Below are 25,832 nucleotides of genomic sequence, written 5' to 3'. Positions count from 1 at the left end.
GCGCCTGATCAGCGGGAGGCCGCGCGCAGCCGCTCCACTGCTTGGCTCTGGCCAATCAACGGCAGCAGTGCACCCATGTCCGGCCCGTGCGTCATACCCGTCAGCGCAAGGCGCAACGGCAGGAATAGCCCCTTGCCCTTGCGGTCCGTCTGCGCCTTCATCTCGTCTGTAAGCCGCGTCCAGACATCCTTGCTCCAAACAAGGCCGGCGAGCGTTTCGGCAGCCTTGTCCAGATACGCCCGGTCCTGCTCCGACAGTTCGTCTGCAAAAGCTGTCACTGTCACAGGGCCGGTAATGACCAGCGACCAATCGGCTGCTTCGGCAACAGTTCGCAGATTAGGGCGGATTGCCAGCCAGGCCTCTTCGTCCAGTTCTGCGGGCAGGCGTTCCTGGACCTCGCCAAATGGCATCGCGTGAACAAGCTGAGCGTTCATTCGCAACAGTTCCGTCTCATCGAAACGAGCAGGCGCACGGCCAAAGCTGGCAAGATCGAACGAAGCTGCCATGGCACCGATGTCGGTTTGTGCCACCACGGGCTGCGACGTGCCGATCCGGGCAAGCACTGATAGCACCGCGGCAGGTTCCAGCCCCTGTTCACGCAACGCATCGACGCCAAGCGAGCCGAGCCTTTTCGACAGCTTGCCTTCGCTGCCGGTAAGCAGCGCCTCATGTGCGAAACGCGGTGGTGCGGCGCCCAGCGCGGTGAACATCTGCACCTGAACAGCAGTGTTGGTCACGTGATCCTCGCCCCGCAGCACATCGGTCACAGCAAGTTCGATATCGTCGACTACGCTGGGCAACATGTACAGCCACGATCCGTCGGCGCGTCGGATCACCGGATCGGACAGACTGTCGGCGTCGAAAGCCTGCGGCCCGCGGATGCCGTCATCCCAAGTGATCGCTTCGGCATGATCGAGATGAAAACGCCAATGCGGCGCCACGCCCTGTTCCGCAAAGGCGGCGTGGTCCCGTTGTGTCAGCGCAAGCGCAGAACGGTCGTAAGTTGGCGGCAGGCCGCGACCCAGCAACACCTTGCGTTTGAGCTCAAGTTCCTGTGCGGTTTCATACGCCCGGTAGACGCGTCCTGCCTCGACCAGCCGCTGAAACGCTGCGTCATAGAGGTCAAGACGGAGTGACTGGCGCACCTCTCCGTCGGGCTGCAGCCCCAGCCAGGCAAGGTCGGTCCGGATGGCGTCGACAAATCGTTCCTCGGATCGTTCACCATCGGTATCGTCAACCCGCAGCAGGAATGTGCCACCGCTGCGGCGCGCCAGCAGCAAATTGTGCAACGCGGTGCGTATATTCCCGACATGCAGGCGGCCGGTGGGCGAAGGTGCGAAGCGGGTGATTGTGGTCATGGATGCTGCGGTAGCGGCTCTTTGACGATCATACGAGAGGGATGACAAGCAGCGCAGTCGATAGGACTGCGGCAGGATCAGCCGGTCTCGTCCCCAAGCAGTCGATCGGCCAGTCGCGCGATCTCTTCAGGTTCAAGAATCCATGTGCGGGTGGCGCGACCATCACGATGCACGGGCTTGGTCAGCAAGATGCGGGCGTTCTGCCGCGCATGTTCTTTATAAAGAGCGAAATGCTTCGCGCATTCGTAAATTACCCCGATGATGGGTGTGCGGCCTTCAAGGTCGATCATCGTCGCCGGCTGGTCGCCCGGAATATCGTCTTGCGTGTATTTTTCCATACAACCTATCTTTGTATCGGCACCGGCAATCGCAAGCTGTGATTGATATGAAAAACCCCTGCAGGATCGCACCTGCAGGGGTCTTTGCGTTAGTTCGAGGCGGTGAGAAGACTTATTGCTCTTCTTCCTTCTTCGCCTCGATATCTGCTTCAGGCACTGTGCCGTCGTGATCGGCCGCTTCCGGGTTCAGATAATCGCCCGCATCGGCGTCGGTGCCATGCGTTTCGCCCTCGACCGTAGCGAGCGGATCGTCGCCGATGGCAGCTTCCGGACCCTGCGCCAGTTCAGCCTCGCGTTCCTGTGCTGCCGTTTCGGCCGCAATCAGGGCCTCCTGCAGCTTGCGTTGCTGCGCCCGTAGCGCTGCATCGCGGCTGCTTGCCGCAACCCGCAAGCGGTTCATGCCCGCGCCCGTGCCCGCCGGAATGAGGCGGCCGACGATCACGTTCTCCTTCAACCCGATCAGCGAATCGCGCTTTCCTTCGACCGCCGCCTGCGTCAGCACGCGGGTGGTTTCCTGAAACGATGCCGCCGAAATGAACGACCGGGTCTGAAGCGAGGCCTTGGTTATGCCAAGCAAAACGGGCTTGCCTTCGGCAGGAGCCTGATTCTTGGTCAGCTTCGCATTGTATTCGAGCATCTCTTCATAATCGAGCTGCTCGCCGGGTAGCAGCGTGGTGTCGCCGCCATTAGTGATTTCCACCTTCTGCAGCATCTGGCGCACGATCACCTCGATGTGCTTGTCGTTGATCTTCACGCCCTGCAGACGATAGACTTCCTGAATTTCATTGACGAGATATTCCGCCAATGGCTCGATGCCGAGCACTTCCAGAATGTCGTGCGGATCGGGCGAACCGGAAATGAGATTGTCGCCCTTCTTGACGAAATCGCCTTCCTGCACGTCGATCACCCGCGTCTTGGGGATGAGATATTCAACCGGATCACCCTCTTCCGGGACGATCGCGATCTTGCGCTTGGCCTTGTAGTCGCGGACGAACTCGATCCGACCGGCGATCTTGGCGATGATCGAATTGTCCTTGGGCTTGCGCGCCTCGAACAGTTCGGCAACTCGCGGCAGACCCCCGGTAATATCGCGCGTCTTGGCCGCTTCCCGGCTGGCACGCGCCAGGATGTCACCTGCCGACACTTCCTGCCCGTCTTCGACCGACAGCGACGTGCCGGGCGCCAGCATGTAGCGCGCAGCCTCTGTTTCATCGCCTGCCTCGTTGAGTAGCGTCAGACGCGGGCGCAGATCCTCCTTCTTGGATCGACCTGCGGCACGGTATTCGGTCACGACCCGCTGGGCGATACCCGTGGCGTCGTCGATCTGTTCGGCCATCGTCTTGCCATCGGCAAGATCCTGATACCGCACGATACCCGAACTTTCCGTGATGATCGGCAAGGAGAATGGATCCCACTCGGCAAGCCGGTCGCCCTGCTTCACCTCGCCGCCATCCTCGTGCATCAGCACGGTGCCATAAGGCACCCTGTGCATCTCGCGCTCGCGCCCCTCGGCATCGATCACGATGATCTCGCCGCTGCGCGCGAGGCTCAACCGGCGACCGCGCTTGTCAGTGATAGTCGGCATGTCACGATAGTGCACCTTGCCTGCCGACACCGCCTCGAGGTGCGAGGTTTCGTTGAGCTGCGCCGCACCGCCGATGTGGAACGTCCGCATCGTCAGCTGCGTGCCCGGCTCGCCGATCGATTGTGCGGCAATCACACCGACCGCTTCACCGATGTTCACCGGGGTACCGCGTGCAAGATCACGACCATAGCAGGTACCGCATACGCCCTGCTGCGCCTCGCAGACCAGAGGTGAGCGGATCTTGGCCACCTGAACTTCGGCTTCCTCGATCGCCTGCACCATAGGTTCGTCAAGCAGGGTTCCCGCCTTCACGATGACTTCGTTGGTCTTCGCATTGACGAGATCGTCTGCCAGTGTGCGGCCAAGGATACGCTCGCCAAGCGAGGCGATGGTCGAACCGCCTTGCACGATCGCACGCATCTCCAGCGCCTTTTGCGTGCCGCAATCTTCCTCCACGATGACACAATCCTGCGACACATCGACCAGCCTGCGGGTAAGATAGCCCGAGTTCGCCGTCTTCAACGCCGTATCGGCAAGACCCTTGCGGGCACCATGCGTGGAGTTGAAATATTCAAGAACGGTCAACCCTTCCTTGAAGTTGGAGATGATCGGCGTCTCGATGATCTCACCCGACGGCTTGGCCATCAAACCACGCATGCCGGCCAGCTGCTTCATCTGCGCCGGCGAACCACGCGCACCGGAATGCGCCATCATGTAGATCGAGTTGATCTGCGCCTCGCGGCCGTTCTCGTCCTTTGGCGTCGCCTTGATGCGGTCCATCATCTCGCCCGCGACCTTGTCGCCGCACTGGGACCAGGCATCGATCGCCTTGTTGTATTTTTCCTGCCAGGTGATCAGGCCATCCTGATATTGCTGTTCGTATTCAGCCACCTGCGCCTTGGTGCTGTCGATCATCGCATCCTTGGTTTCAGGGATGATCATGTCGTCCTTGCCGAACGAGATACCGGCCTTGAACGCGTGGCGGAAGCCGAGCGACATGATGGCGTCGGCAAACAGCACCGTGTCCTTCTGCCCGGTGTGGCGATAGACCTGATCGATAACATCGCCGATTTCCTTCTTGGTAAGAAGGCGGTTGATGACTTCGAACGGCACCTTGTGGTTGGCGGGCAGGCACTCACCGATCAACATGCGGCCGGCGGTCGTTTCCACCCGCTTCATGTAGGTCTTGCCCTTCTCGTCCGTCTGCGGAACCCGGCTGGTGATCCTGGAGTGGAGCGTGACCGAACCGACCTCCAACGCCTGATGCACCTCGGCCATATCGGACAGCATCCGTCCCTCGCCCGGCTCGCCTTCGCGATCCATGGACAGGTAATAGAGGCCCAGCACCATGTCCTGCGACGGCACGATGATCGGCTTGCCATTCGCCGGCGACAGAATGTTGTTCGTGCTCATCATCAGCACGCGGGCTTCAAGCTGCGCTTCAAGGCTCAACGGCACGTGAACTGCCATCTGGTCGCCATCGAAATCGGCGTTGAACGCGGAGCAGACCAGCGGGTGCAGCTGGATCGCCTTGCCTTCGATCAACACGGGCTCGAACGCCTGGATGCCGAGCCGGTGCAGCGTGGGCGCCCGGTTCAGCAGCACGGGATGTTCGCGGATGACCTCGTCAAGGATGTCCCAGACTTCCTTGCGTTCTTTTTCCACCCATTTCTTCGCCTGCTTCAACGTCATCGACAGGCCCTTGGCGTCGAGCCGGGCGTAGATGAACGGCTTGAACAGTTCCAAAGCCATCTTCTTGGGCAGACCGCATTGGTGCAGCTTCAGTTCCGGGCCGGTCACGATAACCGAACGGCCGGAATAATCGACGCGCTTGCCCAGCAGGTTCTGTCGAAAGCGGCCCTGCTTGCCCTTGAGCATGTCGCTGAGCGACTTCAGCGGCCGCTTGTTGGCGCCGGTGATGACCCGGCCACGACGACCATTGTCGAACAATGCGTCGACCGCTTCCTGCAACATGCGCTTTTCATTACGCACGATGATGTCGGGCGCGCGCAGCTCGATCAGCCGCTTCAAACGGTTGTTGCGGTTGATGACCCGGCGATAAAGATCGTTGAGGTCCGACGTCGCAAAACGGCCACCATCCAGCGGCACCAGTGGACGCAGTTCAGGCGGGATGACCGGCACGACTTCCAGGATCATCCACTCGGGGCGATTGCCTGAATCAATGAAGCTTTCGACGACCTTCAGCCGCTTGATGATCTTCTTGGGCTTCAGTTCGGACTTGGTGACGGCCAGCTCATCCAGCAGGTCCTGCCGTTCCTGGACCAGGTCCAGTTCCATGAGCATGGTCTTGACCGCGGCGGCGCCAATGTCAGCGGTGAACGCATCCTCGCCATATTCATCCTGCGCGTCGAGGAGTTCATCCTCGGTCAGCAACTGGAACTTTTCAAGCGGCGTGAGGCCGGGTTCGGTAACGATATAGCTTTCGAAATACAGCACGCGTTCCAGCTGCTTCAGCTGCATGTCCAGCAGCAGGCCGATGCGCGATGGCAGTGATTTCAGGAACCAGATATGCGCAACCGGCGCGGCGAGCTCGATGTGGCCCATGCGCTCGCGACGAACCTTTGTGACGGTGACCTCGACGCCGCATTTTTCGCAGACAACGCCCTTGTATTTCATGCGCTTGTACTTGCCGCACAGGCATTCGTAGTCCTTCACCGGACCAAAGATACGGGCGCAGAACAGGCCATCGCGTTCAGGCTTGAACGTGCGGTAATTGATCGTCTCGGGCTTCTTGATTTCGCCGAACGACCAGGACCGGATGCGTTCAGGCGAAGCAAGCCCGATGCGGATCTGATCGAAAGTCTCGGTCTTGGCGACCGGATTGGCGAATTTTGTCAGTTCGTTCATTCTTCAGTTCCCTTAAGGGAGAAAATCAGGCGGCAACCGGGGTGGCGCACAATTGCGCCACCTCGATGCATCATTCCGCCGCGATCGACAGACCGTCCTCGTCGTCACCGTCTTCCAGTGAGGAGAGTTCGACGTTGAGGCCCAGCGACCGCATTTCCTTGACCAGCACATTGAAGCTCTCTGGAATGCCAGCCTCGAAGGTGTCGTCACCCTTGACGATCGCCTCATAGACCTTGGTCCGGCCGACGACATCATCGGACTTCACCGTCAGCATTTCCTGCAGGGTATAAGCTGCACCATACGCCTGCAGCGCCCAGACTTCCATTTCGCCGAAGCGCTGCCCGCCGAACTGGGCCTTGCCGCCCAGCGGTTGCTGCGTGACGAGGCTGTAAGGGCCGATCGATCGCGCATGGATCTTGTCATCGACAAGGTGATGCAGCTTGAGCATGTAGATATAGCCGACGGTTACCTGTCGATCGAAAGCATCACCACTGCGGCCATCGAAAAGCGTGACCTGACCCGATCCGGGCAGCCCTGCCTTTTCCAGCATTGCGGTCACGTCGCCTTCGCGGGCGCCGTCGAAAACCGGAGTGCCCATCGGCACGCCGTTCTTCAGATTGGCTGCAAGCTCGACGATTTCATCAGTTGATCGGCTGTCGATTTCCTCATGATACTGATCGCCGTAGATGTCCTTGAGCTTGTCGACCACCGCTGTCGGAGGCGCTGCCGCTTCGGGATCGGGGTTGGCTTCGCGCCAGGCATCCAGCGCGGCTGTTACTTGCTGCCCAAGCCCACGTGCCGCCATGCCGAGGTGCGTCTCGAAGATCTGTCCGACGTTCATCCGGCTTGGCACGCCAAGCGGATTAAGCACGATATCCACCGCCGTGCCGTCTTCAAGGAACGGCATGTCCTCCACCGGCAGAATGCGCGAGATCACGCCCTTGTTGCCGTGACGGCCCGCCATCTTGTCGCCCGGTTGCAGCTTGCGCTTCACCGCGACGAACACCTTGACCATCTTCAGCACGCCGGGAGCGAGCTCATCGCCTCGCTCCAGCTTTTCCTTGCGATCGTCGAACTTGGCGTTGATTGCCTTCACGCTAGCGTCGTATTGCGCCTTGATCGCTTCCAGCTGCGACTGCCGCCCATCGTCGGCGACGGCGAACTTGAACCAGTCGTGCCGCTCCACCTCGGCGAGCAGATCTTCGCTGATCTCCTGCCCCTTCTTCACCCCCTTGGGCGCCGCCGAAGCGGTCTGGCCAAGCAGCATGTCGCGCAGCTGATTGTAGGTAGCCCGGTTAAGAATAGCCCGCTCGTCCTCGCGGTCCTTGGCAAGCCGTTCGATCTCCTCGTTCTGAATGGCGCGGGTGCGATCGTCGATCTCGATACCGTGGCGATTGAACACGCGCACCTCGACCACGGTGCCCGACACGCCGGGTGGCAGCTTCAGCGATGTATCACGCACGTCGCTTGCCTTCTCGCCAAAGATCGCACGCAGCAGCTTTTCTTCCGGCGTCATCGGGCTTTCGCCCTTGGGCGTGATCTTGCCGACCAAAATATCGCCCGGGTGCACCTCTGCGCCGATGTAGACGATGCCTGCTTCGTCAAGACTGCGCAGCGCTTCCTCGCCGACATTTGGAATGTCGCGGGTGATGTCCTCTGGCCCCAGCTTGGTGTCGCGCGCCATCACCTCGAATTCCTCGATATGGATCGAGGTGAACACGTCATCCTTCACGATGCGTTCGGAGATGAGGATTGAATCCTCGTAATTGTAACCATTCCACGGCATGAAGGCGACCAGGCTGTTGCGGCCCAGCGCCAGCTCGCCAAGATCGGTCGACGGGCCGTCTGCAATTATGTCGCCAGTCCGCACCACTTCGCCCACCTTCACCAGCGGACGCTGGTTAATGCAGGTATCCTGGTTCGAACGCTGAAACTTCTGCAGGCTGTAGATGTCGACACCAGACTGACCGGCCTCGACGTCACCTTGTGCGCGCACCACGATGCGGGTGGCGTCAACCTGATCGACAATACCGCCGCGCTTGGCCGCGATGGCAGCGCCGGAATCGCGCGCCACGGTTTCTTCCATGCCGGTGCCGACAAAAGGTGCCTCGGCCCTGACCAGCGGCACCGCCTGGCGCTGCATGTTGGAGCCCATCAGCGCCCGGTTGGCGTCATCATTTTCCAGAAACGGGATCAGCGACGCGGCAACAGAGACAAGCTGCTTGGGCGACACGTCCATCAAGGTGACCTGCTGCGACGGGCTCATGACGAATTCGCCATTCTGCCGGGCAGAAACCAGATCTTCGACGAAAGTGCCTTCCGCGCTCAGTTCCGCCGATGCCTGAGCAACGGTGTTCTTCTGTTCTTCCATGGCAGAAAGATATTCGACCTCGCCGGTCACCTTGCCATCGACGATCTTGCGATATGGCGTCTCGATGAAACCGTATTTGTTCACCCGCGCAAAAGTGGACAGCGAATTGATCAGGCCGATGTTCGGACCTTCAGGCGTTTCGATAGGGCAGATCCGACCGTAGTGGGTGGGGTGCACGTCGCGCACCTCGAACCCGGCGCGTTCCCGCGTCAGACCGCCAGGACCCAATGCCGATACGCGCCGCTTGTGCGTCACTTCGGACAGGGGGTTGGTCTGATCCATGAACTGCGACAGCTGCGACGAGCCGAAAAACTCGCGCACCGCGGCAACTGCGGGTTTGGCGTTGATGAGGTCGTTTGGCATCACCGTCGATACATCGACCGACGACATGCGCTCACGCACCGCCCGCTCCATGCGCAGCAGGCCCACGCGGTACTGGTTTTCCAGCAGCTCGCCCACCGAGCGCACCCGCCGGTTGGCAAGGTTGTCGATATCGTCAACGTCGCCCTTGCCATCCTTCAGATCGACCAGCTCCTTGACCACGGCAAGAATATCCTCGATCCGCAAGGTCGTGATCGTGTCCTCGGCATCAAGACCAAGCCGCATGTTCAGCTTGACCCGGCCAACAGCCGACAGATCGTAACGCTCAGGATCGAAGAACAGACCTTCAAACAGTGCTTCTGCGGTTTCCTTGGTTGGTGGCTCGCCGGGGCGCATGACCTTGTAGATCGCCTCCAGCCCCATGTCGCGGTTTTCCGCCTTGTCCACCTGCAGCGTATTGCGCATCCAGGCGCCTGTGTTCACATGGTCGATGTCCAGCAGTTCCAGCTGTTGGATACCGGCCGCATCAAGCAATTCGAGGTTCTCGGGCGACACCTCGTCGCCCGCCTCGATATAGATGCGGCCTGTGCTCTCATCGATGAGATCGCGAGCGGCATAGCGCCCGAAGATTTCCTCTGTCGGAATGAGCAGATTTTCAAGGCCATCCTTGACCGCCTTGGTGGCAGCACGCGGACTGATCTTCTGCCCGGCGGGAAACACCACCTCTCCCGATGCCGCATCGACGATATCGAACGCAGGCTTCTGCCCACGCCAGCCTTCAGGCACATAGCCGATCTTCCAGCCGCCGCTTGTACCGGAGCTGTCCAAAGCCCGTTCCCAGACAGACGTGGCATAAAAATGGTGGAGAATCGCCTCGCTGTCCATGCCGAGCGCAAAAAGCAGCGATGTGACCGGCAGCTTGCGTTTGCGATCGATGCGGACATTGACGATGTCCTTGGCATCAAACTCGAAATCAAGCCATGAGCCGCGATAGGGGATAACCCGCGCGGCAAACAGATATTTGCCCGAAGAATGCGTCTTGCCCCGGTCGTGGTCGAACAGGACGCCCGGCGAACGGTGCATCTGCGACACGATGACGCGTTCGGTGCCGTTGATGAAAAAAGTGCCGTTATGCGTCATGAGCGGCATGTCTCCCATGTACACGTCCTGCTCCTTGATATCGAGCACGCTGCGCGCTTCGGTATCGGGGTCCACTTCGAACACGATCAGGCGCAATGTCACCTTCATCGGCGCTGCATAGGTGATGCCGCGCTGGCGGCATTCGGTCACGTCGTACTTGGGCGGCTCCAGCTCGTAATGCACGAAATCGAGCTCGGCCGTGCCGGCAAAATCGCGGATCGGGAAGACGGAGCGAAGCGTCTTTTCCAGACCCGACACATAGCCTATTGCAGGATCCGACCGCAGGAACTGCTCGTAACTTTCGCGTTGCACTTCGATGAGGTTGGGCATTTCCACTGCTTCATGGATGTCGCCGAAAATCTTGCGGATGCGCTTTTTCGCGGTCGGGCGCAGCGCGCCTGTTGCCGGATGGTCAGCCTGAGTCGCCATGAAGGATCGTGCCTTTGTCGCTTCGAGTGGAGCCGGTCATGCGATATGGTGGTCGCAGCCGGAGAAATGTTTCCGCACGTGAATGATCGCCAGATCGAAGTTGCGGCATCAGGATCAAACGATGGAACCGGTCACGGACCGAACGCACCTGAAACAAGGTGCCATCGCCAGATCTGCCGCGCTCATCTGGAATGCCGCCGCTTCCATCCTGTCCGGCCCCCGCGCAAGGGCCGCGTTGCTCGAAGCATGCGGTCTGCGTGCGATATAGAGCGTAGCGCGCCCGATGTCAAAGCCCGCACTGCATCAGATCGCGCTCGGATTGCTGCTGCAAGCCTGTGCCTGTATATCCCGGCTGCGCAGCGCCAGTTGCAATGCTACCAAGGCGCTTGAAACCGGGCCATGGCGGGCTTGACGACGCTTCGTTCATATAATGAGGATGCAGATGCTTTCACGATCTTTTCTTCTGGCCGCAGTGTCGGCGCTCGCCATGAGCGCGCTGCCCGGCCCGGCAATCGCAAAGACGGCGCAAGCTGCGCCCGGGACGACGCTCACCGGGCCTGCCAAGCAGGTGACTGCGGGGCAGATCGCATTGGCGGAACCTGCGCCGCTTTCGCAATTGCTCGCGCGGGTCGACATTCCCCATGAAAGATTTGTCCTTGATAATGGATTGACTGTATTGGTTCATGAAGACCGCTCTGCTCCACTGGTGGCGGTGTCGATGTGGTATGCGGTCGGCTCCAAGAACGAGCCGGAAGGCAAGACAGGCTTTGCCCATCTGTTCGAGCACCTGATGTTCAACGGGTCGGAAAATGCGCCGGGCGATTTCTTCGCGCCGTTGCAGGATGCAGGCGCGACCGATTTCAACGGCACCACCTGGTTTGACCGCACCAATTATTTCCAGACCGTGCCGACGGGCGCGCTCGACCGGGCGCTGATGCTGGAAAGCGACCGCATGGGTCATCTGCTCGGCGCAGTAACGCAGGAAAAGCTCGATAACCAGATTGGCGTGGTGCAGAACGAGAAGCGGCAGGGCGACAACCAGCCGTTCGGGCTGGTCGAATATGAAGCTCTGGAAACACTCTATCCTGCCGGTCATCCCTATCATCACTCCACGATCGGCTCGATGGAGGACCTGTCCTCGGCGACGCTCGATGATGTGAAAAACTGGTTTCGCGATCATTACGGTCCGAACAATGCCATACTCGTGCTGGCTGGCGATATTGACACCGCGACTGCGCTGCAGAAGGTAACCGCGTGGTTCGGCGCTATTCCCGCAGGGCCGCAGGTTGCGCCTGTCGCGGTGCCGGTGCCGACCTTGCCGGCGCCGGTGGCAAAGACCATTTACGATCGGGTCGCGACCACACGCATTTACCGGATGTGGGCAACGCCAGGGCTCGACAATCCCGACTTTCTGCCGCTGGCGCTCACAGCTTCCGTGCTTGGCGGGTTGAGCAGCTCGCGGCTTGATAACGCGCTCGTTCGCGAGGAGGAAATTGCAGTGCGCGTGGCTGCCAGCGCCAGCACATTTGCGCAGGGCGGTCAGTTCACCGTCTTTGCCGATGTGAAACCCGGCGTTGATCCGGCGGTTGTCGGCCGTGCACTTGACCGCGAGATTGCGCAGATCATCGCGCAGGGCCCCACCGAAGACGAACTGCTGCGCGCCAGAACCCGCTATGTCGCAAGCGAGATCCGGGGCCTTGGCAATCTGGGCGGTTTTGCCGGCAAGGCGCCTACCCTTGCACAAGGGCTGCTCTATCAGGGCAACCCCGATGCTTACCAGCAGGACCTGCGCCGTGCCTCTGCGCTCACCACAGGTGAGGTGCAGGAGGTGGCACAGAAATGGCTTAGCCGACCGGTCTTTGCGCTGACGGTCGAGCCGGGGGATCGCACCGAAGGAGGTGAGCAACGTGGTGGCTACGTGACCAGCTCTGATGCAGGCCTGCCCGGCCCTGCCTGGTTTGCAGAACCCGGCACGGCCAACATGTCGCGCACCGCTGTCAATGACGCGGACCGCTCGAGCCTGCCGGAGATCGGGACGCTTCAGCCGCTCGATTTTCCCGAGATCCAGCGCGCCACCCTGTCGAACGGCATTAAAGTGTATTTCGCCCGCCGAACTGACATACCGACAGTGGCAGTTCGGGTGAGCTTCGATGCGGGCTACGCGGCCGATCCGCGCGACGCGCTGGGCACACAGTCCCTGCTCCTCCAGCTGATGGATCAGGGCACCACCAGCTTTGACGCAAATGCGCTGGCGATGGCGCAGGAGCGGCTTGGCGCCAACATCTCGGCCTTTGCCACGCTTGATGAAACCGCGCTGCAGCTTGACGCGCTTGTCCCCAATCTTGCCCCGTCGCTCGAGCTTCTGGCCGATTACATCCGCCGTCCGGCGCTTGCCGCGCGTGATCTGGAGCGGGTGCGCGCGCAGCAGCTCAACCGCATCGAGAGCGAGTTGACCTCGCCGGAGGGGCTTGCACAGCGTGCGATCTTTCCCCTCATCTACGGGCCCGGGCACCCCTATGGCATTCCGCCGTCGGGACTGGGTGAACGCGCAGCGGTAGAGACGGTCTCACGCGACGACCTTGCCCGCTTCCATGACCGATGGCTGCGCCCCGATCTGGCGCGGATCCTTGTTGTGGGGGATACCACGCTTGCGCAGCTCACTCCCTTGCTCGAGCAAAGCTTCGGCAGCTGGCAGGCGCCTGCAACACCCGCTCCGCAGAAGGATTTTGCTGGCGGCGTGCCTGTCCCGCGCTCACGCATCGTGCTTATCGATCGACCCGATTCGCCACAGTCGGTTATCTGGGCTGGCCGGGTACTCGATCGCAAAGGCACCGATGATCTGGTGCCGCTGGGCAGTGCCAATTATGTATTCGGCGGCAACTTCCTGTCCCGCATCAACATGAACCTGCGCGAAACCAAGGGCTGGTCCTATGGCGTGCGCAGCATGGTGCAGCAACCGCAGGACCGCGCATCGTTCATGATCTATGCCCCGGTACAGGCGGACCAGACAGGCGCTTCACTTGCCGAACTGCGCAAGGATCTTGCCAGCTTTACAACCGGTGAGGGAGTAAGCGACGATGAGTTGACGGCGCTCGTCAACAGCAATGTGCGCGAACTTCCCGGATCGTTCGAGACGCAGGGCGATGTGCTCGGCGGGCTTGCCAATATCGTGCGGTTCGGGCGTCCGGACGATTATTATGAAACGCTGGCGGATCGTTACCGGAGCCTTGACCGGCAGCAACTCGACCGGGAGGCGCAGGCAGAGTTGCGGGGTGACGATCTCGTGTTCGTCGTGGTTGGCGATGCCGATGTGGTTGCGCCGCAACTCGACGCGCTAGGCCTTGAGGTGGAAGTGCAGGATGCCCCGGCATCGTCAACAACCGCACAGCCATAGGGGAGCCATGCAAGAAAGGGTGCCGCAGATCGTGCTGCGACACCCTTTCGATTTTCCGTCCCGCCCGCTGTGCAAGCCAACGCGCGACAGGTTCAGTCCAGCTTCTGCTTCAGAACATCGTTGACTACCTGCGGGTTGGCCTTGCCCTGCATCGCCTTCATCGTCTGACCGACGAAGAACCCGAACAACCGGTCCTTGCCGCCGCGATAGGCTTCGACCTTGTCCTGGTTTTCGGCAATCACCGCATCGGCGGCCGCTTCGATCGCGCCGGTATCGCTCTCCTGCCGCAGCCCCTCGCGTTCCACGATGGTGCCTGCACTGTCGCCCGTCTCCAGCATCCGCTCCAGCACCTGCTTGGCAATCGAGCCCGAAATCGTGCCGTCGCCGACCAGCGCGAGCAATTGCGCTGCACTGGCAGGTGATACCGGGCTGTCGCCAAGGCTGCGGCCGATCCTGTTCAGGGCGCCGAACAGTTCGGACATCAACCAGTTCGAGGCCTGCCTGGCGACCTCTGCCTGCGGCTTTGCCTGTTGGTCGGCAGTTTGTTGCAGCAATTGTTCAAACCAGATGGCGATTTCCACCTCCGCCGTCAGCACCGCCGCATTGTAAGGCGGCACGCCAAGCTCCTGCTCGTAACGGCGGCGCTTGGCATCGGGCAATTCGGGCAGACTGGCGCGCGCATCGGCCAGAAACGCTTCGTCAAGCTCGAGCGGCAGAAGGTCAGGATCAGGAAAATAGCGGTAGTCCTGCGCATCTTCCTTGGAGCGCATGGACCGCGTCGTTCCACTGTCAGGATCGAACAGGCGGGTTTCCTGCACAACGGTGCCGCCATCCTCGATTAGCGCAACCTGCCGGTTTGCCTCATGCTCGATCGTCTGCATGACGAAGCGAACAGAATTGACGTTCTTGGTTTCCGTGCGGGTGCCGAACGGCTCGCCAGCCTTGCGGACACTGACATTGACGTCAGCCCGCATCGATCCTTCCTCCATGTTGCCGTCGCACGATCCGACATAGCGCAGGATGGTGCGAAGCTTGCGCACATAGGCCCCTGCTTCTGCGGGCGAACGCATGTCGGGCATGGAGACAATCTCCATCAATGCAACGCCTGACCGGTTCAGATCGACATAAGACATGGTCGGGTGCTGATCGTGCATCAGCTTGCCGGCGTCCTGCTCCACATGGATGCGCTCGACGCCAATGCGTCGCGTGCTGTTTTCAGGGTCCTTTTCGTCAAGAACGATGTCCAGATGCCCCGCTCCCACCAAGGGATGAAACAGCTGGCTGATCTGGTAACCCTGCGGCAGATCGGCATAGAAATAGTTCTTGCGATCGAACCGGCTCCAGGCGTTGATCTGCGCGTCGATCGCCATGCCGGTGCGTACCGCCTGCCAGATACATTCCCGATTGGGGACAGGCAGCATGCCGGGCATTGCGGCATCGACAAGGCTGACTTGCGTGTTGGGCTCTGCGCCAAATTCCGTTGCTGCGCTGGAGAACAGCTTGGCCGCCGTCCTGATCTGCGCATGAACCTCAAGCCCGATGACTACTTCCCAGTCGCCGGTCGCGCCGCTGATGCGATAGCTGTTCATGCTGTCCACCAATTGTTCGGACGCGCCGTGAACGCCGCCCGTTCCTCGATCGCCAGCCCTGCATTCAGCACACCTTGCTCATCCAGTGGCTTGCCGATGATCTGCAGGCCGAGGGGCAAGCCGTGACGATTTAGACCCGCTGGCACGGACATGGCAGGCAGGCCGGCAAGGCTGGCCGGGACGGCAAACACGTCGTTCAGATACATTGCCAGCGGGTCTGACACCTTGTCGCCCAACGCAAATGCCGCCGATGGACAGGTTGGCGTGAGGATCACATCGCATTGCGCCCAGGCTTGCTCGAAATCGCGCGCAATCAACGTCCGCACCTTTTGTGCGCGCGTATAATAGGCGTCGTAAAACCCGGCACTCAGCACATAGGTGCCGATCATGATGCGCCGTTTGACCTCATCGCCAAACCCGGCCGCGCGGGTGGCGGCGTACATGTCCTGCAGACCGGCGCCGTCAGGCAGTTCGCGCAAACCGTAACGCACGCCGTCATACCGGGCGAGGTTCGACGATGCTTCCGCAGGCGCGATGATGTAATAGGCGGGCAGCGCATATTTCGTGTGCGGCAGGGAAATGTCGACGATCTGTGCGCCTGCATCCCTCAGCCACGCAATACCGTCGTCCCAGCTTTTGGCGACGTCAGCATCCATGCCATCCATGCGATATTCGCGGGGCACACCGATGCGCTTACCCTGCAAGTCGGTAGTGAGGCCCGCTTCCCAATCGGGCACCGGCAAATCGAGGCTGGTCGTATCCTTGGGATCAAAACCCGCCATCGCTCCCAGCATGATGGCGCAGTCGCGGGTATCGCGGGCCATCGGTCCGGCCTGATCCAGGCTGGAGGCAAACGCGACAACGCCCCAGCGCGAGCAGCGACCATAGGTAGGTTTTATTCCGGTGATGCCAGTAAAAGCCGCGGGCTGGCGAATGGATCCGCCTGTATCGGTGCCCGTGGCTGCCGGGCAGAGTCCGGCTGCCACCGCAGCGCTGGATCCGCCGGATGACCCGCCGGGGGCGAGATCCACGTCAGGCGCGGCGGTGTCACGCCATGGATTGATTACCTTGCCAAAACAGCTTGTCTCGTTCGATGACCCCATCGCGAACTGGTCAAGGTTGAGCTTGCCGAGCATGCCGGCTCCCGCTTCCCACAGCCGGGCGGATACGGTGCTTTCATAGGGCGGCAAGAACCCTTCCAGGATGCGGGTCGCGGCAGTGGTCTGCACGTCCTTCGTTGCGAAGAGGTCCTTCATGCCGATAGGCACACCGGCCATGCTGCCCAGCTTGCCGCCCTTTGCACGCTGTTCGTCCGTGCGCCGGGCTGCGTCGAGCGCATGTTCAGGCGTAGTCACGATAAAGGCGTTGAGGGCTGATCCAGCGGCGACGCTGGCGTTGAACGATTCTGCCACCTCAACCGCGGTGAAATCGCCAGCGGCGACGCCATTGCGGATCTGCGCCACACCCAGTCGCGCAAGTTCATGGTCAGCCATTACTCGATCACCTTGGGTACACCGAAAAAGCCGTGCTGAGGCGCAGGAGCATTGGCGAGCACCGCATCGCGCACTCCACCGCCGGTCAGCGGATCGGCATCGACGACATCGTCGCGAAGGCGCAGCGCATTAGGGATGACAGACGTGGTGGGTGCAACCCCTTCCACGTTCACCTCCTGCAATTGCTCGACCCATCCTAGGATATTGTTCAGTTCAGGAACCAGAGCTTCGACCTCGGCATCGGACATCGCGATGCGGGCGAGGCTGGCAACCTTTGCGACCATGGCTTTATCAACAGACATGCCGCCCGATAGCCACCCTGCTAACGCTTGCCAAGCGCCTCTTGCTGGCAAGCGATCATTAGAACTTGCGACCCATTCGCCGCACAGTTGCGGAATGTCACACGACTATTGCGCTGGCACCACCGGCTGCGGCACGACAGGAACACCAGCGCCGGGAATGCTGCCAGCACTCGGCCCACCAAGGCCGAGCGCCCGAAGCTGTTCCTGCAAGGCCCTGATCTCGTCCTCGCTCCGGAATTCGAGCAGTTCTACCGTGAACAGAAGATCGCTATCGGGAGGGATCGGTCCTGCCCCTTCTGCCCCATAGCCTTGCTCGGCTGGAATGAAGACTTCATAACGGCCACCGGCCTGCATCCGCGTCAACGCCTCTGCAAAACCGGGAATGACGCCGCCGCCAAGCGGGAAAGCGGCCTGCTCACCGCTGTCGAACACAGTGCCATCAGGAAGGCGTCCTTCATAATTGACCAGCACCACATCCTGTGTCGTGGGTGAAGGACCCTCTCCGACGACCAGCGTCTCGACAGTGACACCTTCATGGCGTGCAGCCCATGCGGCACCTGCCGCCAGCAATATCGCAATTGCAATACCCAGCCAAAGCTTGGTCAATATGCCTTTGCCAACCGGCTGCAGCGGAACCCGAGTCACTTCGGTCATAACGATCCTAATCCTTGTCCCGCCGTCTGGGTCCCGCCGCCTGGGTGAACCCCGCTATCACACGCAGTATCAATTGCACCAGACGCCGGTCAGGCGCAATGCCCGCCAACAGCCTTGGTCAGACCCGCAGCAGATCATGCGCCTGATAGCGGCACTTCATGACAACGCGCCGTTTACCCGAAGCGATGGCAGCCGCAAATGCAAGACCTTGCCAGGCAGGTCTTAACGAACGCCGTCACGCTCTGCGCGCTTGCGATCCATCTTCCGCGCGCGACGAACGGCTGCAGCCTTTTCGCGGGCGCGCTTCTCGCTTGGCTTTTCATAATGGCGGCGCAGCTTCATTTCGCGATAGACACCCTCACGCTGCAATTTCTTCTTCAAAGCGCGCAGGGCCTGATCTACATTATTATCGCGAACCATGATTTGCATAAGCTGAAACTACCCTCATGTATGAAATATCTGGCGGCGAACCAACTGCTCGCGCACCTGCAAAAAAAACAAGCAACCGGCCGAATCCATCTGGCTGAAGAAAGCAGCCGGAACGGCGCCGCCGCTACCACCCGGCTAGGGCGAAGGCAAGCGCCAAGCCTTGATGTATAACACAAGATAGAGTGGCAGGGCAAATAGCCAGCGTCATTTCGCCTTGCCATGCTGTTACGGCCACACCAGCAAGCGCACCACGTACTCTTTGCCAATCGAGACAACACGGCTAAGGCAGTTCGGCCGCCATGAACCAGCCTTCTTCTCTTGTCGCCCCGCTGCTTGTCGCCACAGGAGGTGGAGCAGGCGCAGTGCTGCGTTATGCAGTCGGACGGCTGGTCGCCCACCGCTTTGCAATCCCCGCAGAGGCTTTCCCCATCGCGACGGCCTTCGTCAATATCGTTGGCAGCCTGCTGATGGGCGTGCTGGTCGGCTGGCAAGCAAATGGTGGATCAGCATCCGGAACAGAAGCACAGGCCTGGCGGCTTCTCGTCGGCATGGGGCTGCTGGGCGGCTTTACGACATTTTCGTCATTCAGCCTTGATCTGGTGGTGATGTGGCAGCGCGGCGCGATCGGTGCTGCGCTTGGCTATGCAGCGCTGTCGCTTGGCGGCGGCGTGGCTGGGCTGCTGACGGGTCTTTACGTCATGCGAGGAACAGGATGAACCACGACCCCAATGCCGGATCCAAGGCCGACGCCGATCCTGCCCCAGATCCCGCACAGCCGGCTCAAGCCGTCTGGCAACCTGCCGGTCACGGCGGCACCAGTGCAGACGTGCGCAAGTTCACCGTGGGCAGCGACGATGCAGGCGTGCGGCTCGACCGCTGGTTCAAGCGGCACATGCCGCAGGTCGGCTTTGCCACCGTGTCGCGCTGGGTGCGTACAGGACAGGTTCGGGTGGATGGCGCACGCGCCAAGCTGGACGACAGGGTAAACGCTGGTCAGCAGATCCGCGTGCCACCCGTCGGCGACGCACCTGCCGGCGCCCGCGAACGCAGGCAGCTCTCGCCTGCGGAACTGGAACAGGCAGATGCGATGCTCCTCCACCGCGACCGCGCGGCAATCGTGCTGAACAAGCCACCAGGGCTTGCAACGCAAGGCGGAACAGGGACCCACAGCCATGTCGATGGCATGCTGGACGCTTATGTCGGATCAGGCGACAAGGCACCGCGGCCACGTCTGGTGCACCGGCTTGATAAAGACACTTCGGGAGTTCTGCTCATCGCGGCGACCCCGGGCAGCGCGGCGTTTTTTTCCAGAAGCTTTGCCGGCCGCTCCGCGCGCAAGATCTACTGGGCGTTGGTAGTGGGCGTGCCCAAGGTCCCGGCCGGACTGATCGACCTGGCAATTGGCAAGCAGCCTGGCACCGGCGGTGAAAAGATGATGCCGGATGAAAAGGGGCAGGCGGCACGCACCCGCTATCGGGTGATCGAACGTGCCGGCAACCGTGCGGCCTGGGTGGAGCTGGAGCCATTGACCGGTCGCACTCACCAGTTGCGTGTGCATCTTGCCGCCATTGGTCACCCTATCGTTGGCGATGGCAAATACGGCGGCCCCGACGGGTTCCTGACCGGATCGATCAGCCGCAAGATGCACCTTCATGCCCGCAGACTGGTCATCGAGCACCCCGATGGCACGCCGCTCGACATCGTTGCGCCGCTGCCGGAGCATTTTTCGGCAAGCATGGAGCAATTGGGCTTTGATCCGGGTCTGAGCGATGCCACACCCCATGACATTCCCGAACCCACACGGGAGGATCGCAAGCAGTTTGCCCGCCGTCACGCCAAGCAGGTGCGCAAGGAGCGTCGGGGCGAACGTCGCGGAGAGCGGCATGGCAGTCGCCGGGGCAAGGACGGCACCGAAGCCGCACCCGGCAAACCGGCCAGCGGCAAATCAGGGCCCGCTGCACAGGGCCGCCAGCGTCCTGGTGGGCGTCCGGCAGGTGGCAAAGCTGCTCCCGGTAAACGGCCGTCCCCTTCGGCGAGCCGCAAACCCGGCAGGGATCCGGGCCGTCGGCCGGATCAGGGCCCGCGACTCAGATGACACAGCTGGCGATATTCGACTGCGATGGAACCCTGGTGGACGGGCAGGCCAATGTCTGTGCCGCGATGGAGCATGCTTTTGGTGCTGCAGGTCGTGCGCCCCCGCCGCAGGAACGCATCCGCCGTATCGTCGGCCTCTCCCTGCCGCAAGCCATGGCAGCGCTGCTGCCCGACAGCAGCGCGCAGGAACATCAGACGCTGGCAGGGCTGTATCGGGAAGCGTTCAGGGCACAGCGTGCAGCCGGGCTGGTATCCGAGCCTTTGTTCGACGGCATTCACGCACTGCTGAACCGCCTGCATGGCGATGGGTGGACGCTGGCTGTGGCCACCGGCAAATCTGCGCGCGGGCTGGCGCATTGCCTTGCAAAGAACGACATCGCGGACCTGTTCATCAGCCTGCAGACCGCCGATGACCACCCTTCCAAGCCGCACCCGTCAATGATTATCAGCATTCTACAGCAGACCGGGATGAAATCCGATACAGCGGTCATGATCGGCGACACGTCCTTTGACATGGCCATGGCAGGTGCAGCGGGCATTCGCGGCATCGGCGTGGCGTGGGGCTATCACCGGCCAGCAGAACTCCTTGTCGCCGGGGCGGCAGGCGTGGCGCGCGATGCGGCAGACCTTAGCAAGTTGCTGAGGGCTGCATGAGCGATCCCGCGGCATCACGCTTCCTTGCGATCCAGATGGTACGGATCGCCGGTGTCTCGTTGACCGTCTACGCACTCCTGGTATTGCGCAGTCGGGCGCCATGGCCTGCCAGTGTGCCTGTGTGGTTCGCTGCGATCTTGCTGCTGACCGGCCTGCTCGGCGCCTTCATCGCACCACAGCTGCTTGCACGCCGCTGGCGGAGCAATCCTTGATGAAGCGCTTTTACAGCAGTGTCACGGTATGCGAAGCAGCGCAGGGGTGGCGCATCGAGCTCGACCAGAGGCCAGTGCAGACCGTGGGCGGCGCACCGCAGCTGCTCGGTACACAGGCGCTGGCGGACAGCATGGCTGAAGAATGGCGCCAGCAGGGGTCCGAGATCGATGTGCGCAGCTTCCCCTTTCGCGATCTGGCGGATCTTGCCATCGACGATGTTACCAACAATGTAGATGATACGGTCGCCAAGCTGCTGCAATTTGCCCAGACCGATACGCTTTGTTACAGGGCAGAGCCGGGCGAACCCCTGCGGCTCCGTCAGGACGAAGTGTGGGAGCCGCTGCTGCAGGCCGCCGAAACGCGGCAGGCTGTCCGATTTGCCCGGATCAGCGGGATCATTCACCACCCGCAGCCTGCCGATACCCTAGCCAGACTGCGTGCGCATCTTGTCGCCATGGATCCATTCACGCTTGTGGCGGTGCAGATGATGGCCGGACTTGCCGGCTCGCTCATCATTGCGCTTGCGGCACTCGAACCGGAAGCGGACGTGGAGCAATTGTGGAATGCGGCCAATCTGGAAGAGGATTGGCAGGCCCTGCACTGGGGCTGGGACACAGACGCGTTGAAGGATCGCACCATCCGCAAGGACGCTTTTGCCACGGCCAGTCGATTTGCCGCCTTGGCGCGTCACGGGAAGCTGGCTCGTCACGACAAATAGATCATGCAGCGTCAGCGGCTCTGTGTTCCTACGGTAAGAGCCCCCCGATGCTGCTGTGCCACTGCATGACGCCGCCCGATGCGCGGCTCCCGACTTTGTTCAGGAGCCGAGCCAATCCGCCACTTCTATCGCGACCACGTTTGCAGCCTGGTTCAAGGCCACGGCCACGCCAGTCGCATCTGGGGCAATACCCGGCACTGAACTGGAAAAACGACGTGACGCGATCTGTCCATCGGGCAGCGTGCGTATCGCATCGAGAGTGACCGTGACGCTGCTGTCCGGGACGTTATAACCCATTTCGATCAAGCGGCTGTAGAGGCGGGTTTGCGCCTCTACGCCCGGCTCGGCATTTTCCAGCACCAGCCGGCCGGTCCGCGCCCGCAGCGTTTCGGCCAACAGGTGCTGCATCAGCCGCGCCGGCGTGTCGACAAGAAAGGCTTCGTCGAGATAAGCAACGCTGGTCGCATCGATGCTGACCGGCACGCGCTTGAGGTTCAACCTGTCTTCCACCTGCGGTTCAACCACGGCAATTGCCTGATCGACGGAAGCTGTGCTGCCGAGCCCGGGCATTGCCGTTGCCTGCGCGGTCAGCGTGATGAGTTGCGCAGGCGGATCTTCTCCTGATCCGATGCTGAGACAGCTTGCCAGCAGGCTGGTGGCGGCAACCAGCGCAACGGCACGACCCGCCTGGACGGCAAAAGGTCTGGCGATCTGGCGCATGGGCCCGGTACGTTCCACCATCATCATTTCCTCGGCTCGTATACAGGAACCTTCTGGCCGCTCAACAGGCCGGTAGCGCCTTCGTCTTGCAGCGTATTGGTGATGTTGCGCAGCGAGGTGGTCGTTGCACGCAGGTCACGGATCGCGGCTTCGGCTTCTGGCAGGGTGCTTTGCGTTACCTGCCGTGCCACCGGGCGCACATCGCCAAGTGTCGCCTTCAGTTCAACCATGGCTTCCTGTGCCGTACCCAACGTGGTGCGCACTTCATCGGCAAGCGAATTGCCCTCCGCATTGATCAGCTGGTCAGTCGATGCCGCCACCTGCTCGAACTCCGCCAGGGTTCGGTTCGCCTGCTGCAGGGTTGTCTGCAACTGCGCCATCGTGTCGTTCAGCATCGGGCTCGCGTCAGCAAGATTGCCACTCAACCGCTCTGAATTGGACAGGATGCCGGTCAACGCCTGCTGATTTTCATCCGAAAGCACCAGGGTGAGCCGTTGCGTCAGCGTGGAAAGCCGCTCGAGGAGCAATGGTGCGTTGGACAATAGCTCGCCAAGACCGCCCAGCTTGGTGGGGATGACCGGCACCCCTTCAGGTCCAAGGGCAACAATCGGCGGAGCGCCGCGCACCGCGCCTTCCATCTGAATGGTGGAAACGCCGGTAAAGCTGCCCTGCACGGTCGCGGTGGTTCCCTGCAGGACCGGAACGTCGTCTGTCACTGCAATGCGCACGCGGACAAACTCAGGATCCTTGTCCCACAGGCGGATCTCGGTCACCTGCCCCACGGGCACTCCGGAATAGGCCACTTCGGAGCCACGGGCGAGACCGCTGACCGATTGCTTGAAGAAGATGTCGTATTTCTGGATCTCGCCTTCGTTCAGCCGGGCAAGCCAGACCACGAACGCGGCAAGAGCAGCGAGCAGCAGCAGCGTGACTACGCCAACCCACAGATGATTTGCGCGTGTTTCCATTGATGGCCCTATGCCCCCTTGTGCCCGGTCTTGTCCATGGCCCCGCTGCGATCGCCTGCATTGGCCTGGCTCCACCCGCTAGCGCCACCTGCGTCGGCAGCCTGCCCGGCTGCACCGGGACCGGCACTGGCACTGGCACTGGCACTGGCACTGGCACTGGCACTGGCAGCCAAATGGGCGTCGGTTGCCTTGGCTGCACGTCCACGCGGACCGTTGAAATAATCCTGTATCCAGGGATGTTCGGTCTGAAGCAACTCCGCGATGGTGCCCACTGCAATCACCCGCTTTTCGGCAATCACCGCGATGCGGTCGCAGATCGCATAAAGCGTATCAAGATCGTGGGTGATCAGGAACACCGTCAGACCAAGCGTATCGGTGAGCGACCGGGTCAGCTCGTCAAAGGCCGCAGCGCCGATGGGGTCGAGCCCTGCTGTCGGTTCATCAAGAAACAGCAGTTCAGGATCGAGCGCGAGCGCGCGGGCAAGGCCTGCCCGCTTGCGCATGCCGCCTGAAAGTTCAGACGGATATTTGCTGGTCGCCTCCTCCGGCAGACCGGACAGCCTTACCTTGAAGCGGGCGATCTCGTGCCGCAGATCATCGGACAGTTCGGGGAAGAACTGCTGGAGCGGAACCTCCACGTTTTCAGCCACGGTGAGCGTCGAGAACAGCGCACCGCCTTGAAACAGCACGCCCCAGCGCGCGCGGATATCTCCCTGATCGTCGGCAGCGCCCGTCATCGAATGACCCAGCACCTCGATGCTGCCCGCAGCCGGGTTCTGCAAACCGATGATGGAACGCATCAGCACCGACTTGCCGCTGCCCGAGCCGCCGACCACGCCGAGGATCTCCCCGCGGCGCACCTGGAGGTCAAGGCCGTCATGCACGACCTGCGGACCGAAGCGATTGACCAGCCCCTCGACAATGATGGGAAACTCGCCCTTGAAGAGCGGCGGGACCGGCTGCGCTTCGCGCACCGCGCGCTTCATCAGCTTCCTTGCCCGGACACTTGTCATGGTTCAGCCCCAGCCCAGCTTGGTGAAGAACACGGCAAAAAAGGCGTCAAGCACGATAACCATGAAGATGGCCTGCACCACCGCCTTGGTCGTGCGCTTGCCCACTTCCTCCGCATTGCCGGAAACCTGCATTCCCTGATAGCACCCTGCAACCGCAACGATCAGCCCGAACACCGGGCCTTTGACCAGGCCGACATAAAGGTCGGTGATCGGCACCACTTCGCGCACCCGCAACAGAAACGTCAAAAACGGAATATCGAGCGCAAAATTGGCAATGAACGCGCCGCCGATGATTGCCAGAACGGACGCATAGAAACCGAGCAGCGGCATCATCAGCACAGACGCAAGAATACGCGGCATGATCAGCCGCTCCATGGGCGACACGCCGATCGTGCGCATCGCATCCACTTCTTCTGTCAGCTTCATGGTGCCGATCTGCGCGGCAAAGGCACTGCCTGAACGGCCCGCCACCATGATCGCAGTCATCAGCACGCCCAGTTCGCGCAAGGCAAGCCGGCCAGTCAGGTTGATGGTGTAGATCTCCGCACCGAACTGCTGCAATTGCACCGCGCCCTGCTGTGCAATGACGATGCCAATGAGAAAGCTCATCAAGCCGATGATGCCGAGCGAAGACACGCCGACCAGCTCCACCTGCCGTACCAGCGCCGTGGTTGAAAAACGGCGGGGATGGCGAATGAGCGAGCCTGCCGACGTGACCACATCGCCGAGAAAGGCGACCACGCCCAACGCGCCGGCTCCCCATCTGCTGACCAGACCGCCGACCGCTGCGGGCACCCGTTGCGCAAAAGCAGCACGTACCGGGCGGATCGGTGCGCCGCTGTGCGCCTGCTCTACCGCGGCAAAAAGCCGTTGCGCCTGCTCACTGGCACCGGTGATCTCCGCCGACCTTTCCTTCGATGCGCGCCATACTGTCCAGGCGCCGACGGTATCGACGTCGGTCACGCCCGAAAGGTCGATCCGGACAGGGTCGTATTCCAGTTCGCGCAGGCGATAGTCCAGTGGCCCGACCGATGCGACCGTCAGCGGACCGCTGACGGCGAGCACCTTGCCGTCAGCGGCATCGGTGGTGTTGAAATCGGCCCATTCACGCATTCTGCGCGTCATGCGGTAAAAACCTGCCCGTCACAAGCATTTCACTGCACAGGTCACAGCACCAGATA

At 61.4% G+C, this 25,832-nt stretch carries 19 protein-coding genes; 6 read left to right on the top strand and 13 right to left on the bottom strand.

The genetic code is table 11. From position 1 onward, the window contains the following. Positions 1-8 precede the first annotated feature (8 nt). The 4 genes from gltX to rpoB form a co-directional block, all read right to left on the bottom strand. Complete coding sequence (gene gltX, locus RM533_RS00495; protein ID WP_311339229.1) at positions 9-1,358, bottom strand: glutamate--tRNA ligase; 1,350 nt, start codon at positions 1,356-1,358, stop codon at positions 9-11. A 77-nt stretch (positions 1,359-1,435) separates the two neighbouring features. Then, positions 1,436-1,696, bottom strand: coding sequence for a hypothetical protein (locus RM533_RS00490; protein WP_311339228.1), 261 nt, complete (start codon positions 1,694-1,696; stop codon positions 1,436-1,438). Between the two features lie 112 nt (positions 1,697-1,808). Further along, the gene (gene rpoC / locus RM533_RS00485; protein WP_311339227.1) at positions 1,809-6,149 is read right to left on the bottom strand and encodes a DNA-directed RNA polymerase subunit beta'; all 4,341 of its coding nucleotides are present in this window, start codon (positions 6,147-6,149) and stop codon (positions 1,809-1,811) included. A gap of 70 nt (positions 6,150-6,219) precedes the next feature. Beyond that, the gene (rpoB, locus tag RM533_RS00480; RefSeq protein ID WP_311339226.1) at positions 6,220-10,410 is read right to left on the bottom strand and encodes a DNA-directed RNA polymerase subunit beta; all 4,191 of its coding nucleotides are present in this window, start codon (positions 10,408-10,410) and stop codon (positions 6,220-6,222) included. 442 nt (positions 10,411-10,852) lie between these two features. Here rpoB and RM533_RS00475 point away from each other — a divergent pair, with 442 nt between their 5' ends. Next, the gene (locus tag RM533_RS00475) at positions 10,853-13,804 is read left to right on the top strand and encodes a M16 family metallopeptidase (RefSeq protein ID WP_311339225.1); all 2,952 of its coding nucleotides are present in this window, start codon (positions 10,853-10,855) and stop codon (positions 13,802-13,804) included. A gap of 92 nt (positions 13,805-13,896) precedes the next feature. Here the strand turns inward: RM533_RS00475 and gatB are convergent, their stop codons facing one another. The 5 genes from gatB to rpsU form a co-directional block, all read right to left on the bottom strand. After that, on the bottom strand, positions 13,897-15,393 hold the full coding sequence (gene gatB / locus RM533_RS00470; RefSeq protein WP_311339224.1) for an Asp-tRNA(Asn)/Glu-tRNA(Gln) amidotransferase subunit GatB: 1,497 nt from the start codon (positions 15,391-15,393) through the stop codon (positions 13,897-13,899). Next, a complete protein-coding gene (gene gatA, locus RM533_RS00465; protein WP_311339223.1) occupies positions 15,390-16,886 on the bottom strand; it encodes an Asp-tRNA(Asn)/Glu-tRNA(Gln) amidotransferase subunit GatA in 1,497 nt (498 codons plus the stop codon). Before gatA ends, gatB begins: the two co-directional genes overlap by 4 nt. After that, positions 16,886-17,188, bottom strand: coding sequence for an Asp-tRNA(Asn)/Glu-tRNA(Gln) amidotransferase subunit GatC (gene gatC, locus RM533_RS00460; RefSeq protein ID WP_311339222.1), 303 nt, complete (start codon positions 17,186-17,188; stop codon positions 16,886-16,888). Before gatC ends, gatA begins: the two co-directional genes overlap by 1 nt. Positions 17,189-17,293: 105 nt before the next feature. Beyond that, entirely contained in the window at positions 17,294-17,842 is a 549-nt protein-coding gene (locus RM533_RS00455) for an FKBP-type peptidyl-prolyl cis-trans isomerase (RefSeq protein ID WP_311339221.1), read from the bottom strand. Between the two features lie 222 nt (positions 17,843-18,064). After that, the gene (gene rpsU / locus RM533_RS00450) at positions 18,065-18,271 is read right to left on the bottom strand and encodes a 30S ribosomal protein S21 (protein ID WP_219892616.1); all 207 of its coding nucleotides are present in this window, start codon (positions 18,269-18,271) and stop codon (positions 18,065-18,067) included. 299 nt (positions 18,272-18,570) lie between these two features. Here rpsU and RM533_RS00445 point away from each other — a divergent pair, with 299 nt between their 5' ends. The 5 genes from RM533_RS00445 to RM533_RS00425 are packed head-to-tail and all read left to right on the top strand — an operon-like array spanning position 18,571 to position 21,950. After that, complete coding sequence (locus tag RM533_RS00445; RefSeq protein ID WP_311339220.1) at positions 18,571-18,987, top strand: fluoride efflux transporter FluC; 417 nt, start codon at positions 18,571-18,573, stop codon at positions 18,985-18,987. Beyond that, positions 18,984-20,366 (top strand): RluA family pseudouridine synthase, encoded by a 1,383-nt coding sequence (locus RM533_RS00440; protein WP_311339219.1) that lies wholly within the window; start codon positions 18,984-18,986, stop codon positions 20,364-20,366. The genes RM533_RS00445 and RM533_RS00440 overlap by 4 nt, the downstream gene beginning before the upstream one ends. Further along, the gene (locus RM533_RS00435; RefSeq protein ID WP_311339218.1) at positions 20,363-21,019 is read left to right on the top strand and encodes an HAD-IA family hydrolase; all 657 of its coding nucleotides are present in this window, start codon (positions 20,363-20,365) and stop codon (positions 21,017-21,019) included. Before RM533_RS00440 ends, RM533_RS00435 begins: the two co-directional genes overlap by 4 nt. After that, the gene (locus tag RM533_RS00430) at positions 21,016-21,231 is read left to right on the top strand and encodes a hypothetical protein (protein ID WP_311339217.1); all 216 of its coding nucleotides are present in this window, start codon (positions 21,016-21,018) and stop codon (positions 21,229-21,231) included. The genes RM533_RS00435 and RM533_RS00430 overlap by 4 nt, the downstream gene beginning before the upstream one ends. Beyond that, complete coding sequence (locus RM533_RS00425) at positions 21,231-21,950, top strand: ATP12 family chaperone protein (RefSeq protein WP_311339216.1); 720 nt, start codon at positions 21,231-21,233, stop codon at positions 21,948-21,950. The genes RM533_RS00430 and RM533_RS00425 overlap by 1 nt, the downstream gene beginning before the upstream one ends. Positions 21,951-22,049: 99 nt before the next feature. Here RM533_RS00425 and RM533_RS00420 read toward each other — a convergent pair whose 3' ends face one another. From RM533_RS00420 to RM533_RS00405, 4 genes are read right to left on the bottom strand one after another with little or no spacing between them, the layout of a single operon-like run. Further along, positions 22,050-22,691 (bottom strand): ABC-type transport auxiliary lipoprotein family protein, encoded by a 642-nt coding sequence (locus tag RM533_RS00420; protein WP_311339215.1) that lies wholly within the window; start codon positions 22,689-22,691, stop codon positions 22,050-22,052. A gap of 2 nt (positions 22,692-22,693) precedes the next feature. Further along, positions 22,694-23,638: an MlaD family protein gene (locus RM533_RS00415; RefSeq protein ID WP_311339214.1), complete on the bottom strand. Its 945-nt coding sequence runs from the start codon at positions 23,636-23,638 to the stop codon at positions 22,694-22,696. Positions 23,639-23,646: 8 nt separating this feature from the next. Further along, complete coding sequence (locus RM533_RS00410; RefSeq protein ID WP_311339213.1) at positions 23,647-24,624, bottom strand: ABC transporter ATP-binding protein; 978 nt, start codon at positions 24,622-24,624, stop codon at positions 23,647-23,649. A gap of 30 nt (positions 24,625-24,654) precedes the next feature. Then, entirely contained in the window at positions 24,655-25,764 is a 1,110-nt protein-coding gene (locus RM533_RS00405) for an ABC transporter permease (RefSeq protein ID WP_311339678.1), read from the bottom strand. Between the last annotated feature and the right edge of the window lie 68 nt (positions 25,765-25,832).

The organism is Croceicoccus esteveae (assembly GCF_031846435.1).
GTDB lineage: Bacteria > Pseudomonadota > Alphaproteobacteria > Sphingomonadales > Sphingomonadaceae > Croceicoccus > Croceicoccus esteveae.
The sequence above is the reverse complement of the archived record's forward strand: the minus strand, read 5'-3'. Positions and strand labels throughout refer to the sequence as shown.